This is a genomic window from Paenibacillus sp. CB74 (assembly GCF_055687625.1).
The window spans coordinates 228,515-243,911 of sequence record NZ_CM146009.1 but is presented as its reverse complement, the minus strand read 5'-3'; the positions used below and the strand labels follow the sequence as shown (position 1 = coordinate 243,911).

General features: G+C 45.0%; 15 protein-coding genes. 7 read left to right on the top strand and 8 right to left on the bottom strand.

Features of this window, described 5'->3' with window-relative positions:
• Positions 1-60: 60 nt before the first annotated feature.
• The 5 genes from ACX9NY_RS01090 to ACX9NY_RS01070 form a co-directional block, all read right to left on the bottom strand.
• Positions 61-1,224 carry an iron-containing alcohol dehydrogenase gene (locus ACX9NY_RS01090; protein ID WP_472476743.1) on the bottom strand — a complete coding sequence of 388 codons (1,164 nt, stop codon included), beginning with the start codon at positions 1,222-1,224 and terminating at the stop codon, positions 61-63.
• A gap of 268 nt (positions 1,225-1,492) precedes the next feature.
• Positions 1,493-2,371 carry an amidohydrolase family protein gene (locus tag ACX9NY_RS01085; protein ID WP_472476742.1) on the bottom strand — a complete coding sequence of 293 codons (879 nt, stop codon included), beginning with the start codon at positions 2,369-2,371 and terminating at the stop codon, positions 1,493-1,495.
• Positions 2,358-5,525 (bottom strand): GNAT family N-acetyltransferase, encoded by a 3,168-nt coding sequence (locus ACX9NY_RS01080; RefSeq protein ID WP_472476741.1) that lies wholly within the window; start codon positions 5,523-5,525, stop codon positions 2,358-2,360. Before ACX9NY_RS01080 ends, ACX9NY_RS01085 begins: the two co-directional genes overlap by 14 nt.
• A 238-nt stretch (positions 5,526-5,763) precedes the next feature.
• Positions 5,764-6,099: a type II toxin-antitoxin system PemK/MazF family toxin gene (locus tag ACX9NY_RS01075; protein ID WP_339256770.1), complete on the bottom strand. Its 336-nt coding sequence runs from the start codon at positions 6,097-6,099 to the stop codon at positions 5,764-5,766.
• Positions 6,096-6,398 (bottom strand): AbrB/MazE/SpoVT family DNA-binding domain-containing protein, encoded by a 303-nt coding sequence (locus ACX9NY_RS01070; RefSeq protein WP_017687001.1) that lies wholly within the window; start codon positions 6,396-6,398, stop codon positions 6,096-6,098. The genes ACX9NY_RS01075 and ACX9NY_RS01070 overlap by 4 nt, the downstream gene beginning before the upstream one ends.
• 431 nt (positions 6,399-6,829) lie before the next feature.
• Here ACX9NY_RS01070 and ACX9NY_RS01065 point away from each other — a divergent pair, with 431 nt between their 5' ends.
• On the top strand, positions 6,830-7,435 hold the full coding sequence (locus ACX9NY_RS01065) for a DedA family protein (RefSeq protein ID WP_192133401.1): 606 nt from the start codon (positions 6,830-6,832) through the stop codon (positions 7,433-7,435).
• A gap of 84 nt (positions 7,436-7,519) precedes the next feature.
• Here ACX9NY_RS01065 and ACX9NY_RS01060 read toward each other — a convergent pair whose 3' ends face one another.
• The 3 genes from ACX9NY_RS01060 to ACX9NY_RS01050 form a co-directional block, all read right to left on the bottom strand.
• The gene (locus tag ACX9NY_RS01060; RefSeq protein ID WP_472479179.1) at positions 7,520-8,719 is read right to left on the bottom strand and encodes an MFS transporter; all 1,200 of its coding nucleotides are present in this window, start codon (positions 8,717-8,719) and stop codon (positions 7,520-7,522) included.
• Between the two features lie 336 nt (positions 8,720-9,055).
• Complete coding sequence (locus ACX9NY_RS01055) at positions 9,056-10,093, bottom strand: ROK family protein (RefSeq protein ID WP_472476740.1); 1,038 nt, start codon at positions 10,091-10,093, stop codon at positions 9,056-9,058.
• Positions 10,094-10,301: 208 nt separating this feature from the next.
• Positions 10,302-10,562 carry a hypothetical protein gene (locus tag ACX9NY_RS01050; protein ID WP_472476739.1) on the bottom strand — a complete coding sequence of 87 codons (261 nt, stop codon included), beginning with the start codon at positions 10,560-10,562 and terminating at the stop codon, positions 10,302-10,304.
• 305 nt (positions 10,563-10,867) lie between these two features.
• Between ACX9NY_RS01050 and ACX9NY_RS01045 the strand changes: the two genes are divergently transcribed.
• The 6 genes from ACX9NY_RS01045 to ACX9NY_RS01020 all read left to right on the top strand — a co-directional run bounded on the left by ACX9NY_RS01045 (position 10,868) and on the right by ACX9NY_RS01020 (position 15,183).
• Positions 10,868-11,293, top strand: a complete 426-nt coding sequence (locus ACX9NY_RS01045; RefSeq protein WP_472476738.1) for a hypothetical protein — start codon at positions 10,868-10,870, stop codon at positions 11,291-11,293.
• Complete coding sequence (locus ACX9NY_RS01040; protein ID WP_472476737.1) at positions 11,290-11,526, top strand: hypothetical protein; 237 nt, start codon at positions 11,290-11,292, stop codon at positions 11,524-11,526. Before ACX9NY_RS01045 ends, ACX9NY_RS01040 begins: the two co-directional genes overlap by 4 nt.
• 32 nt (positions 11,527-11,558) lie before the next feature.
• The gene (locus ACX9NY_RS01035) at positions 11,559-12,143 is read left to right on the top strand and encodes a zinc metalloprotease (RefSeq protein ID WP_339256779.1); all 585 of its coding nucleotides are present in this window, start codon (positions 11,559-11,561) and stop codon (positions 12,141-12,143) included.
• 309 nt (positions 12,144-12,452) lie between these two features.
• Positions 12,453-13,064: a TetR/AcrR family transcriptional regulator gene (locus ACX9NY_RS01030; RefSeq protein WP_472476736.1), complete on the top strand. Its 612-nt coding sequence runs from the start codon at positions 12,453-12,455 to the stop codon at positions 13,062-13,064.
• Positions 13,065-13,448: 384 nt separating this feature from the next.
• Positions 13,449-14,771, top strand: coding sequence for an amidohydrolase family protein (locus tag ACX9NY_RS01025; protein ID WP_472476735.1), 1,323 nt, complete (start codon positions 13,449-13,451; stop codon positions 14,769-14,771).
• 34 nt (positions 14,772-14,805) lie between these two features.
• Positions 14,806-15,183 (top strand): DUF554 family protein, encoded by a 378-nt coding sequence (locus ACX9NY_RS01020; protein ID WP_472476734.1) that lies wholly within the window; start codon positions 14,806-14,808, stop codon positions 15,181-15,183.
• Positions 15,184-15,397: the final 214 nt, after the last annotated feature.

The window sequence follows — 15,397 nt, the reverse complement described above, 5'->3', positions numbered from 1 at the left end:
TTCCTCAGTCGTACAGGAAGGTCCTTGTTTATTACATTCACTATATAAGTGAATTTCCAATTACAGTGCGGCTTGATAGATTTGCACGACATCTTCACGCTGCAATTTCTGGAAGAATCCGAACGGGCCGAATCGCATTGCTTTATCAGCCATCGCGTCAATCTGACTGTCGTCGATGTCATAGTCAGCCAGACGGCTAGGAGCACCAATCGAAGTCCAGAATGTACGCAGCGCTTCAATGCCTTCTTCAGCCACTTGTTTGTCCGACTTTCCAGTAGGATTAATATTAAATACATTAACGGCCATACGTTTGAATCGCTCTACATCCACATCCAGATTATGCTTCATCCAGTGCGGGAAGAGGATCGCAAGGCCTCCCCCATGCGGAATGTCATAGACAGCCGACACGGCATGTTCAATATTGTGAGATGCCCAGTCTCCGGCAAGACCCATATTCAGTACATCATTCAGCGCCATTGTTCCGCAGTAGAGAATGGTTTCACGCAGTTCATAGTTTTCTGGATCTTTAATCAGACGAGGGGCCGTATCAATAACGGTACGAAGAATCGTCTCACAGAATCCAAGCTGAACCGGTGTATTCGTATCCAGATGGAAATAATGTTCAAACACATGAGACATCATGTCCACCATGCCGTATACAGTCTGATCCAGCGGTACAGTGTATGTGTACTCCGGATCAAGAATGGAGAATGCCGGGAATGAATACTCGCTGAACCATGCCCATTTCTCCTGTGTATCTTGATTCGTAATCACTGAACCGTTATTCATCTCGGAACCTGTCGCTGCCATCGTCAGAATTGTACCCAGTGGAAGTCCGCCCTGCGGAGTTGCTTCGCGCACAACAACATCCCACATGTCTCCATCGTATTTGGCCCCTACGGCGATGGCCTTAGCGCAATCAAGTACACTGCCGCCGCCAACCGCAAGAACCAGATCAATGTGATGTGTTCTGCATAGTTCTACGCCCTTATGAACTGTAGATAGACGGGGGTTCGGTTCTACACCAGCGAGTTCCGTCACCTCTGCTCCAATCTCTTTCAACTGGCCGATCACCTGGTCGTACAGGCCGCTGCGCTTGATACTTCCACCACCATATACAAGCAAAATACGCTTTCCGTATTTTGGAACTTCGGTTTGCAGTGCTTGAAGCTGCCCTTTGCCAAAAATCAGCCGGGTCAGATTATAAAACTGAAAAGATCTCATTACGTATGTTCCTCCAAAAAAGTCTTAAATTTTGTGCATCCACCATTATAGTTCTCTTTATTCGTAAAAACAAATACAGCCAAAAAGGAGATAACAGATGAACATGGAGCCTCTCAGAAATAAATTCAGTTTTCCTGAACCCAAAAAGCTCCTGCCAGCAAAGTGGCAGGAGCTTACATGGCAGGGATTTAGCGTGAACCTCGCATCTTCCATGAATGACATACACGGATGATATCCCCTCAAATATTAAAGTTTCATTACTTCCCTTTTAACCCAGATCTGCAATCCGCTGTCCAATACGTGGAAACAACCCAAAGGCATTCTCGTAGAACACCTTATCATGATGCTGTTCCGGTACAAGTCGGCGGACAAACTCGGCATACAGGTCGATAGGGGCAAGCGGCCAGTCCGTGCCAAACAGCATCTTCTCGTAATGATCCGAATAGACCAAGGCCCGACGGAAATGATCCATGAACAAAGGCTCGTTCATGAAGCGTTCAAAATGAGGTCGATCCCCCACCACAAGACCGGACAGATCCGCATACACATTCGGATTCTTCGCCACCACTTCAGCCGCATCCATCACCCAGGGATCGCCCAGATGACAAATCATGAAGTTCACACCGCGCTGCTGAAGTGCTAATTCATCCACCGTCAGTGGATGCGAATACTTGAGTAACCCGTTCATGGAGTATGTGTCTCCTGTATGAATCACAACAGGCAAGTTGTACTTGGCTGCGAGTTCATAGACAGGGGTATAGATTTTGTCATACACATAGTGATGATAGTAACCGGCATAGAGTTTGATTCCGGCTACCTCAGGGGATTGCAGTCTAGCTTCAATCCGGTCAAGCTCATCCTGAGCATTTTTTCCATCCAGCGCATTAGGATTAATGCCCACGCACTCCATGAGGAATGACGGAACCTTTTTCTCCAAATCAAGCCTCATCGGGTTGGGGGAACTGGAATCCGGGAATGCTCCCTTCGTCTGCTCCGTAACCCCCATTCCAATGCCCAGAATGACGTCGTTTTTATCAAACTCCGCTTTAAGACCTGCGGCTGAGTAATCCACTTTGGACAGATCGATTGCTGTTCGGTGAAAGCTCTCGATGTCCGACAGATGAATATGAATATCAATGATCGGCATGTGAAGCCTCCTTTTTATCGGTAGAAGTTGCAAAATTCAGTTTCAGAAGGTCATGCACATCCGCTGAACTCAGCGGGATGGGTCCCAGGACAAGATATGTCGGCTCCGTCCAGACCGTCTCCCCGTGATGAAGTGTCAGATGATGATTCACGTGCAGACCCGTCACCTGATTGTTGGCAAAAGCCCATGCACTCTGATTCGGGTAACGATGGACCGCATGCAACATGTTTTTACGCGAAACCGATCCGACTCGCAAAAGGTCTTCCAGTGGCAGGCCCACATCTACTTTGCCTAATGGGAATCGATCTTTGCCCGGTTGCTCTATCCATCCTTCCGCAAATACAGATGAAGGCTGGAGGAAACGTTCCTCCGCAAGCGAGTAATCCGTCAGCGTCAGGCCACTTTCGTTTGTCACCGCAAGCAGCGTGCAGAGCACAGGAACACCCGGCAGCATCAGATAATGCTGGTGAATTGTGATTCCCCGATTCGCTTCATGCTTCTCAATCCGGGTGGTCAGTTTAATGCCCTTCCAGACGTTGCCGTATTGATCCTTCTGCTCTGTCCAGGAAGCGACTCTCTGTTCCAACTGGCGGCTGAAACCATTCATGCCCGGGATCGCCACTCCCAACCCGCCGTACCACGGATTCCACCATGAGCGTGGAGCCGGTTCAGGGTACGAGCTGTCCAGCCATTCTTCGCCTGCAACTTTCAGTGAGTGTACGACACTGCCGAATTCTGGAGCAACGGCGATCGACAATACGCCATTGTCTACAGTGTATACAGGTCCCGAAGAACCTTCTTCAATCTTCTGCTTCACCTCTGTTCCGGTCTGCGGGAACCAAAGCGCCGTTCGCACCTGAATCCGATCTTCGCCCCGGTATAGCCCACGAACTTTCCAACCACTCACGTGCTGTTGGCGATCCACTTCGTCCGGTGAAAATGTCAGTTTGGCGGAGTTTAGATTCTGCTCCGGATTGAATTCCTTCGCTTTTACCATAACCTCCGGTTCGCTACCCTGCTGTACATACAGCTCCAGGTTGCCCGCAAGCGGAACCAGTTTATGTTCAGTCAAGGTTGCTTGCAGCACATCCGGGGCAAATGGATTCCCCTCACTGAGTGTCAGATCCAGATGACTGTCTAGCAAAGGAATGACCGGGTTACGCTGCTTCCTGGCAAATGCACGGAAATCATGCCATTTGGCAAACGTGTTCAGAGCAAACACCGTTTCCTTGGTTCGTGCTACAGCCCCTGCCTCCAAACGTCCCAGTTCATGCTGCAACCCCAGCGTGTATTCCGGACGAAGAAGCTTCAGGGAAGGGTCCCAATAGATGCCGCACGCGCCATACTCTTCTTTGCAGAACAGCCAGTTCTCCGTAATCTGTGAGCTATTCCAATGGTTCGGATCACCCGCATAATCATCGCCCATATCCACGAAGCGCCCCTGATAAGGAAGGATCAACCTGTTACCATAGAACCCGAAGTTATTCATTAGATACAGATCCTCTTCCCAGGCAGTATCTCGTGTATTTTCAACTTCGTGGTGGAATTCGGCGATTCCATTCGCAGACAGCTTGACCACGGACTTAATCTGTAAGCCCGGGAAGTCCTCCGAGTCATACCGTGCTTCGAGAACCTGACGTTCCCCTTCGGGATAAATATTCACTTCTTTGGCTTGTTTCTTGGATAACTCTTCAGCAAACGGCTTACCCAGCTTCGGATAAGTCCACCAGAATGAATGACGGGAACCGGGATATTCAATCCACATGACGTTATCATGCTTGTTCATATGGAGCGAGAATGCGCCATTGACGGCCACCCATTGATCCTCAATTTGCCCGCCATATTTGCCCTCGATTCCCTTCATCAGGACAGAAATTTTGCTTGTAAAAGAGATCGCATGGTTCCCCACGGGGACAGCCTTCACTTCTACTTCTTGGAAATATAGACCATATGAACGCAAGGTGAAGCGTACTGGCACAGACACTTTGCCTTTGGCAGGCACCGTAAAGCGTATCGAACGCTCCGCCCATTCAAGGAATTCATCCTCAGGCAGGTTCAGGCTGAACTCTGTTTCTGCATCCACATTATTTTCCACATTCAGAATTAACTCCGCCGGGATACCTGGATAGAGCTCCTTCACGGGCAAAACGGTCTTGATCTTGGCCGGAAATTTCGGGGCAATACCTAACCTGAACTCCGCTTTCTTACCACCGATCAGCCATGTGCTGGCAACAACGGGATGGGTCTTATTGTTATTCTGTTCCTCTGTAATCGGATCAAGGTGAAACTCACCTTCCACGGTAATGGTTTCTCCCGGAGCCACTGTTCGTGCAACGTCTAGCGCAAATCGAATATTTTTGTTATCCTCACCCTTGATCTCAACCGCCAGATCGGACGCAGAAGTGTTCTTGATGCGATAGCGAACCTTGTAGCTGGAACCGAAAACCAGATCATGATCATCGACCTCTGTAGCGATCTCGTAATCCGGTGTTTCGAGGGCCGTCAGCCCGCGACCCGACTTTTCAAATTCAGCCCGCAGGGAGACCTCTCCCTTTTTCCACGTATAGTCAAAGAAATCAAACCCACGCTCCCGTCGGCCATCCGGCTCGACGACGAGTTCACGCGTGCTGTCTGCATACCAATCCAGCTCCTCGAAATATGGAGCGAGTGCTTCGGTCTGCAAGATGGTGGGAATGAAATTCATCAGATGCACATTTTCATCTTTTTTCTCCCAGAAGAATCCGCATTTCTTGTACATTGGTACAGCCTTCGTATTGCCTGCCCATGTGAACAGATCCAGACGGGGCCATCCGGCCTCTACGGTCTTGCGCACAGCATTCAGGATCAGGTTGCGTCCGACCTTATACCCGTGATAGTCGGGGCGTACGTTAAGCAGCGGTACATATAACGCTCTCTCGTCATAGCGGTAGTGAGCAAAACTGCAGAAGCCCACCACCTCTTTCCCATGAACGGCTAGAAATGCGTGAAGATTGGACGAACTCTCCATCTCGCGGCGAACCGTTTCCTCTGTTCTAAGGTTGGTGCCACCTCCCCAGCTCTCATTACTGCGGTTCCACATATCCGCGAGTGCGGCAGCGTAAGAGGGATCGTATTCAATAATGTGAATTTGATCAATAATCGAAGTTACGGTCATGTTCGGATCTCCTTCTCTTTATGTACAGGATGGTGAAGAAGCTAGTGATAGTCTTATCATACTATATTTGGAAGCATTTTCAGAGGATTAAAAATCTTTCTTATCAACTTATAAGTGCCTTTCGGAAGCTCTTATTCGAAGCGTCAAGGATGGATGAAGCTACTTAGATATGAAAGAAAAAATCCACGTCTTTTAGTTAGACGTGGATTTAGGAATATGATCAGCTACTAATTTTCAATTATGCCAATATAGAACGGACATTGCGTAGAACTGATTTCATAAATTCAGAGGTTGGTTCGGCATGTCCCGCAATTTGGATACGTCGTTGCCGCACATCAAGACTCTTCAACTGATCTGTCAAAACAACACCTGAAAATGGCAGGTCTTCTGGTAGTGTAACTTCAAAAGGATAATCCTTGGCTTGGCTCGTTATGGGACTTACAACGGCAAAACCCGTTATTTCATTGAATTCAAGTTCCGATAGAACAATAGCCGGTCGTCTCCCGGCTTGCTCGTGACCCGCTTGAGGATCAAAGTCAAGCCATATCAGATCGCCTCGCTTGGGAATAATCAAAGTAACTCGTTCCCTTCAGTGCCAAAGTCTATTTCTTCATGTCTTGTATCCTGTTTCACTTTAGAGAGCAAAGTCTTTAGATGGTTACGTAGTTCCTCATTGGACTCTACAGGCTTGGTTTTTGGACGCAACAACAATTCATTATCTTCTGTCACCAAAATCTCGATTTCCGAGCCTTCTTCCAGATTAAGACGCTTAAGCAATTGATTAGGAATACGAATTGCACTGCTATTTCCCCATTTGCTAAGTGTGGCTGTAGTCATGGCAATCCCACGCCTTTCGTTTGATTGATGCTCCAATTATACCTCACCTCCCTACAGTTGTATATCTATATGATATACATGAAACAATAAAAGGATACATTGTATTCAACCATAATATAGATCTGGTCGATAATCGAAGTTTCGGTCATGTTCTGATCTCCTTCTCTTTATGTACAGGATGGTGAAGAAGCTAGTGATAGTTTTATCACGCTATATTTGGAAACATTTTCAGAGTGTTATATTGGTGTTAGGGGCAGGGTGATATGGAGTTCATCTTGTTCGAAGACCGACCGCCTGCTCAACGCATGTCGAATGAGATATCGCTTATGTATGACCTAACATATCCCGCCGTGACGGGCTTAATCGGATATGCGTGTGAGTTTTGACAAGCTCTATTCGCTATTGTTACTCTTGGTATAGGAGTGTCTCTAAACTATAAAAAATAGATAGATTTGTGGAGGGAAAGCATGACGGAGTGGATCACGCAATTTATACTTTTTTTCAAAGATTTGTCGTACGCAGGTCTCGTTATTGCCTTGTCGTTTGAATTCGTACCTGCTGAACTCGTGCTGCCCATGGCGGGATATTGGGTGTACCTTGGAGATATGAAACTGTGGCTGGCTATACTGGCGGGTACCGTAGGTGGAACGTTTGGCCCTCTGACGTTATATGCCCTGGGACGGTACGGCGGCAGACCTATGGTCGAAAAATACGGCAAGTATTTCTTGATTAAACCTCATCATCTGGACGCCTCCGATACGTTCTTCGAGAAATATGGCAGCGGGGTCGCTTTCTATGGCCGTTTTGTTCCCGGCATTCGGACCGTGATCTCCATCCCTTGCGGTATGGCGAAGATGAATGTGTTCAAATTCAGTCTCTTTACATTCCTGGCCATGCTTCCGATCACCTCATTATACATCTACTTAGGCTTCAAATTAGGCTCTCAATGGGAGCACGTGGATGAGATTGTTAAACCTTATATCGTTCCGGCAGCGGTGGTTTTCTTGGGCGCTTTTGGATTGTACGTGCTTCTGAAACGTTGGAAAAGAAGAGCGGCTTTGAACAAGTCATAGGAGTTACTAATCTACTCATATATTCATATGCAAAGCCCCACCGATCATGGAGATCAGTGGGGCTTTTATCTTTGCAATTGATTTCTAAATCAATTCCTGCCTTCTTCTCAAATACACATATAACACTACACCAGATGCCGCACAGATCACCGCACATAATCCAATGAATCCATATCCCGCCTGAAGCCCGCGCAGCAGTCCCAACTGAGTCGTTGAACCGTATATATTCTTCACACCTTCAATGACCCAGCCAATCACATAGTTACCGATGACACTGCCGACCCCCATCAGGGTAACTGTGAACGTAATCGCCGTGTCACTGCCGTTTGGATATCTGCGTGCGATAAACGCCATGACTGTTGGATAGATCATCGCTATACCCGCACCCGAGATGGCAAAGAAGATGGCGAGACCCTCTCCTCCGGCAAGCGCAATAAACGTACAAATGGCCGAGAACGCAGAGAAGATTATAAGCGACAGTACAAATCCGATCCGGTCCGTTAGAGGACCCAGCAGCAAACGTCCAAGCGAGAACGTAAGGAAGAATGCTGACAGTAACCCCGAAGCTTTCACCGTGTCCCACGTATAGGCTTTCTCCAGAAAGTTAACGAGCCAACCCCCAACCGCCAGTTCCGATACCACGCCAAAAGAAAGAATGAGCACCATCAGCCAGATGGCTGGATCACGTGTTAACGTCTTGAGCGAGGTCCGATCTTCATGAGGAAGATCATCCCCCGGAAATTTACTGCGCAGCGCCGCAATGATCGGCAGCAGACAGAGTGATAACATCACCAGATACATGCCGCGCCAGTCCAGTACATGTCCGAACACGCTCAACGACATCACCCCTGTCGCCAGCAATGGCGCTACCGTTGAACTAAGCCCATAGAAAAAGTGGGACAGGTTCATCATCGTACCTGTATTTTTCACAAAGATCCGTGCACCCAGAATCGCCAAAGCAATCTCCAGCATGCCGTTACCGATGTACATGAAGAAGTATGATGAAGCAAAGAGCGGATAGTTATGAGACATGTAAATGAACACACCCGAGAGGATCATCGATGCAAACGATATGATGCTAACCGCCTTGATGCCCCATTTGCGAACCAGTATAGCCGTGAACGAGCAGGCGATCAGATAGCCCAGTGCATTCAGGGACAGTAACGTGCCGAGCTGTTTCTCATCCAGATTGAAGTCGAATTGAATACGCGGAATGGCCGGCCCCTTAATATTTTCCGATATCCCAAATACGATAAATCCCAAAAAGATCGTTGCCAGCTGCATGGCGTACAGCTTGTTGAACTTTCGTTTGTTGCCTTGTGTATCTGCTTGCTGATTCAAAATAAGTTCCTCCATTGTGTCTATATAAGTTGAAACAAGGGTCATTAACTTGGACACTCCGATGACAGACTAACCTTCCAATCGCTGTTATCCCCATATTTTTTCGATTTCTTATTCTCAAAGGGAAAATCCGGTGATAAAGGCGACCGCTTCGCTTTTTCAGGTTTTTTCTGTCCTCTCCGTTACCTGTTTAATGAAATAGTTCATTTTATATAAAGGATTACTACAATTTTATTCGATCAGATAGGAAATCATCCTTCTAATCGACGTTCAGTTCCTTTACCACTGCTTCTCAACCACCTGAATGCGGTAGGTCAGGCTCTCCAGTGTAACAGCGACTAGCCCCGTCACATATTCGCGCCTAGTGTCTCTCTGGATGATCAATTCAGGCATATGCTCCTGTGGGATCCGGTGATCCCGACAGCCTTGTAACAGGTCATCCCGCATAGCCGGGTCCATTGTATCGCCCGTAACAACAATCGCTGCCGGGTTAATAATCGCAATGATGGAGATCAGCGTCTTTGTGACGAGTTCCTGCAACCCTTCCGTCGTTTTCAACATTCGCAACTGCTCTTCCCGTGACACGCCAAAAGGTAAAAAGGACACCTCGCCTCCAAATTGGGTATTCCCGGTCAGCGGACGACCATCAATGATAAAACCTGCACCCGGAAAATGATTCTCCGGAAAAGTCACCACCGCGAAATTCTTCTCTTCCTCAAACTGCTGCTGGTTGTATAGTCCGTAGACCGTCAGGTTCATGTCATTGCCAATGACCACTTCTACATCTTCATATTGTTCCTTAAGCCTTGGCCCAAGCGGCTGATACATCAGCTCCGGTACATCGCAAATCCCAATCACACCGTTGTGTGCCACACCAGGTATCCCGATACCAATCGCCTGCACATTGTGGTGTTGTTCGATCAGGTTTGCAATCAGATCCTCTACCACCGTTACATTAATCTCTTCCAAAATGAGCGTCTGTTCGTCCGCCATCTCTCCGTTCAGATTGGCATATGTATGTGTAATCGAGTGAATGCCGCCCTCTGTCCGAATAATCAGACACAGCACACTGGCGTAGTCCGCATTGAATTGATACCGACTGGCAGGTCTCCCCCCACTCGATTCGTCTGGACCTAGATCGATAATTTCACCTGTTTGGAGTAATTCATTCAGGATTGTGCCGCATGTCGCAACGCTGAGTTTCGTCAAATTCGCAATGGAAGCTTTCGTGCCAACTCCCATGGATCTGAGTGTGTTCTTTACCAATTCAACGTTAATGCGCTTAACCTGTTGGGTGTTGTGTGATGTGGGTAACATCGTTAGTTATATGCCTCCTTTCGATCATTTCGAACTATTCAATGAAAGTTTTTAAAAGTATTTTAATAATTGAAGTGTAGGGGGATTTGGGAGGAAAGTCAATGCTTAATTGAGAGCGAAAAAAGTTTGGATAAGAAGGCAAAAAGACAGTTCAAGATCATCTTGTCTGATCCTGTACTGTCCTTTAGTTAAGGTGACTTTATGTAGACTAGCTTATTTGATTTGCCAAGATGCTCTTCTCCAGTCGGACTTCAAATAACTTTCGGTTTAGATCCTGTTCCATGGAATGAAGGTGATATGCTGCTTGTTTCACGGTACCCATGTCTAGCACACCTGCCTGCTTTGCGATGATGTCCATAGCGTCTAGGATGAGTTTGTTGCATGTGACCAGTTGATCGATGTAATCGTCTTCTTGCTTTACGAGTTGTGCGTAGTGCGAAGCGAAGTCTTCGCTGTTGGTACTTGGCATGTCACCACTCCTTTGTTAAGGACAGGGTAACATATCACTAGTAAAGATGTGGTACGTGAGAACGTACCATTGTATTCCTATTCGCATCATTGTTTATTAACAGTAATCATCTATTTGACTGAATGAATTTATAGTAATCTTTAAGTTTTGCCTGCTACACATGCGGCTTTATGAAGTATTATTATTATAGATTTCCAACATAAAAATCATTAATTCAATTTTTTATATAAATATGTTAAACATTTCTAGAAGTTCCACCGTCTAATTATTGGAAAGAACATAAATTTAGATTGGAGGTTAGCTTTATGAATAAAAAATTAGTTTTTTCAACAGTCATACTCTCTTTAATGGCAGGAGGAATGATTTACTCAGGTACACTTGATCAAAGGAATTCAGGGTCAGTCGTTAATGGGGATGCTCAGACTTCAGGACCTATTAATAATCAAGAAACGGATGAAAAGAAAACCTTCAAAGGTCAACTAGAGGTATTTCCCTTCGAGGATGGGGTTAAACAAGCAGATTTAATTGTCAAAGTAGTATTACGTGAAAACCTTGGTGAACTTACCGAACCCGTGCCTAAAAGTATATTTAATGCTCAAATTCTAAGTACACAAAAAAGTGACCCTACACTAGTATCAGAAACTATTAGTATATGCAACAAGGTAATAGTGAAGTCTTGTTTAATGATAATCCGTTATTCCAAGAAAATGAAGAATATATTCTATTCTTGAAAAAAGCTGTTGGTTCCGTGGCAGAAGAATATCCAAACCTTTATTGGATACTGGGTGAAGAGACTAATATGTATAAAAATATTAGAAATAACACTGTTGAAAAATTAGGGTATATTGACAAAGAACTTTATGATGTTGAGAACAACCATACTTTAAATCTCAATGAAACGCCTAACACTCAAGTGCTCAACGAAGAAGAATTCATTAAGAAAATAGAATCAGTAACTAAATAATTTAACAAAGAGAAAGAAATGGGGTATAGATTATGAGAAAATTCCTAGTAAAATTGTCAATAACTTCTCTTCTTTTATCAACTCTTGTTCCTATAAATGCATATGCACATAAGTCTCCTAATACTTGTCACCCGAATGGAGAATCTTCTGGATACTCTGTTGATTGTAACAATCATCAAGGTTCTTCAAGTTTCACTTATAATCTCCAAAATGTTGACTCAACATACGCTGGATATGTCAGTAACGGAGCCTCAAGGTGGAATACTACTGGTGTAGTTAATATTACAAAAACTAATACTGAGTCTACTAACGGAAGAGTTATTAAATACACTGATCCTAACACGAGTACCATTGCTTACTTTGGTAATTATTATTCTGACGTTAACGGACATTTATATGCTTGGACTTTAGGAATGAACACATCAATTATGTCTTCTAGAACAGCTGCCCAAAATTCACATGCCTTAACACATGAACTCGGTCATGCTATTGGATTAAATGATCTTTATAGTGATAATAATCAAGGAAAGCTAATGTATGGATATTCGACTTCAACAGCATCTTTTCCAACCAGTAGAGATATTGCTGGGGCAACCGAAGCAATCAACGGAAGTTAGTCGTATTTTAATTTTGCTCTGATAACTTATAAATGAATCTCATAATTCAATCTAAACAATCCCCTTCTATACAAAGTAGATGTTTTGAAACAGTTCCCTAAGTAGCCTTGGTTCAATATTCGACTGAACTAAGGCTGCTTAATTTTTCTTGTATTCAAGTCCGACAATATAAAAAATATCCACTTAGCTACAACTTAGGTAGCATATTTGTTACATTACTGTTGGAATTTCCTCCCCGATTTGACACCCCCCTCAAAAAGGTCTATCCTAATAACGAACCAATCATTCACTATTAAGGAGTCGTTCCCGATGGTGCAAGCCAAGAAAGACGAAGTCAGGAAAGAGATTGAATACGCGGCGCTCAAGGTCTTTTTTGAAAAAGGCTATGTGGATGCCAAGATGAGCGATATCGCGGATGAGATCCATATTTCCGTGGGCAATATCTATACTTATTTTAAAAACAAGAAAGAACTATTCTACGCTGTCGTGCCGCCGGATCTGGTGGATTATCTGAAAAATGTGCTGGTGGAGACGATTCACTTTGATAATCAGACCCTGTTCGATGAAACGGATAGCGAGCGAAAGTCGGCGCTGTTGCAGGAACAGGTGGATGTGCTACGTAAATACCGGAATCAGATTGTCATCATCTTTGAAAAGAATAAAGGCACCATCTACACCAACGCCAAAAATGAACTTGTTGAGCTGATGATCGAAACCAAGAAGGCCTATCTGAAGAACCAATATAAACGGTATGAGATTGGCACCGAGGAGAACATGATCTTGCTGAACATCCTCGCGCACAATGTGATCGACATGAACCTGGATCTATTGAAGCGAGATATGAGTGAGGACAGCCGGAAGCAAATATTCGAAGCGTTGTATGTATACAGACTATACGGCATGAAGAGCCTCAACGAATAACGCTTCTTCTCATCACTTTTACCGGGTAGACAAAGCGTGCAGATCAGTTCATTTTCACTTGGTTTGCACACAAAAAATATCTAACATTAAGTCGCTCTATTTTTTTGATCCAAAAATGAATTTATAATTCATTTTTAAGTTGGATATTTACCATTTACCAAACTATTTAAGTTGAACCTACATTTACACGATAACGGAGAGGACAGAAATAACTAGAGGAAGCGAAGCGCTCGCATTTATCACCGGATTTCCCCTAATAAGAGGGTATAAAAAAATCTGGGGATAACAGCGATCCGAAGGTTGTTCTGTCATCGGAGTGATAAGTGTACATCCCAATCATTCAACTTACATAGCTTCACTCACCATTCTAAGGAGGAACACAATATGAACACCGCTTATGCTTTGAAAAACGTCAATCTGATCCACGGCGACTCAAGCCGCAATCTGCAAAAAAACATGACGATTCTCGTCAATGAGCAAGGTCTCATTCAGGATATCGGCCGAGATCATGAGCTGCTTATCCCGAATCACTACACAACAATCGAACTCTCAGGGAAATACGTAATGCCTGGACTAATCAACGCCCACGTGCACCTATTTGCAGATGGTAAACCGTTTAGTCTCTCGGTCAGTGAAGGATTGTTGCAGTTTGCCTATGATCGAATCCTGAACACGAAGTTTGGCCGGAACGTTTTGAAAAGACGCATGAAACGCAACGCGCTGACCGCTCTACATGCGGGTGTGACAACGATGCGTAGTGTGGGAGAATTCTTTTATACCGACGTTCAGCTGCGGGATGAGATTAATAACGGCGACTTTGTCGGTCCTAATCTGCTTGTCTCTGGGTTTTTCCTAAGTGTCACAGGCGGACATGGTGCTCCATTCCTGGCTCTTGTGGGCGACTCTCCGTGGGAAGCCAGAAAAAATGTGCGCATCAATGTAAAACACGGTGTAGATCTGATCAAAATCTGTGTGACGGGTGGCGTGACGGATGCAAAGATGGTTGGCGAAGCTGGACGTTTACAGATGACAGTGGACGAAGTTGCGGCGATCTGTGACGAAGCGCATAAGATTGGCCTGCGGGTAGCAGCCCATGTGGAAAGCACGGAAGGCGTACGGGTTGCATTACAAGGTGGCGTCGATACCATCGAGCACGGTTCGGAGATGGACGACGAAATCATTCATTTGTACAAAAATAATCCCAATGCCCTAAATGGCTACACCGCACTCATCCCCACCCTGCAAGCCGCTTATCCCTCCGCTTCACTGGATACCAGCGTAACGAAGGTAAGTGCAACGGTAAAAGAGAATTCCAGACTCGTCTACGATTCCATGCTCAAAGGCGTGAAGCAAGCGATCGAAAACGACATTACCATCGGGATTGGCACCGATGCCGCCATGCCTTACGTAACTCACTATGATATGTGGAGAGAGATGGACCACTACATGAGACAGGCCAACCTGAACAACAAACAGGTCATCGACATGGTGACTCGAACCAATGCAAAGATCCTGGGTGTTGATGATGTAACAGGGACGGTGGATATCGGGAAACATGCTGATCTGATTATCATGGAGCAAAATCCGCTGGAACATATCGAAGCCTTGTCAGACATCTCTATGGTCATGGTCAAAGGAAATCTAATTCAAACACCATCTTTCACAAGAATCAAAGAAGTCGACGATGTTCTAAACTCAGTTTGGTGAATTCAGAATTAAAAATAGGATCAGGAATGAAATCATGCATGGTATATTTTCAATTGTTTTTCATTATATGCGGAAGTACCCGTGGGGTCCTCTCCAAGAGTTCATGAATGACGGATACAAGTCCATACTCAATCAAGTGATTGGAATCAGCGCGCTCATCATAGGCACGAGTACAACCATGAACAGCATATCCAACAGTCAATATCAGATTATGTTTATCATTTTCCTCACCATAGGCGGTATCATTGGGCAACTGATTAATTTTGAGAACATCTTGTCCAACATCATGAATGATATTACTATGATTGGCGGCATCTTGGCGCTTTGTACAAGGTTAAATATTTTGAAGATTACGAAGATCAAGGTATTGAATCAACTGCCTGCCTTATTTGTCCCGATCTCTTATGCTTAAGTTCGGGTTGAGAATGAGATGTAAGAACAAAATTAACTCATTCGTGTCTATAGCTTAAGACAAACTATCACAGAAACATATAAAAAGTCGACAACACTTAATTGTCGACTTTTTACGATAATTTGATTGGGTAATTCCATTGTATGAACGCTTATTAATGCAGTTAATGGTGACTTTCCCGTTCTCAACATGAATATATTTGGCTAAAACAGCT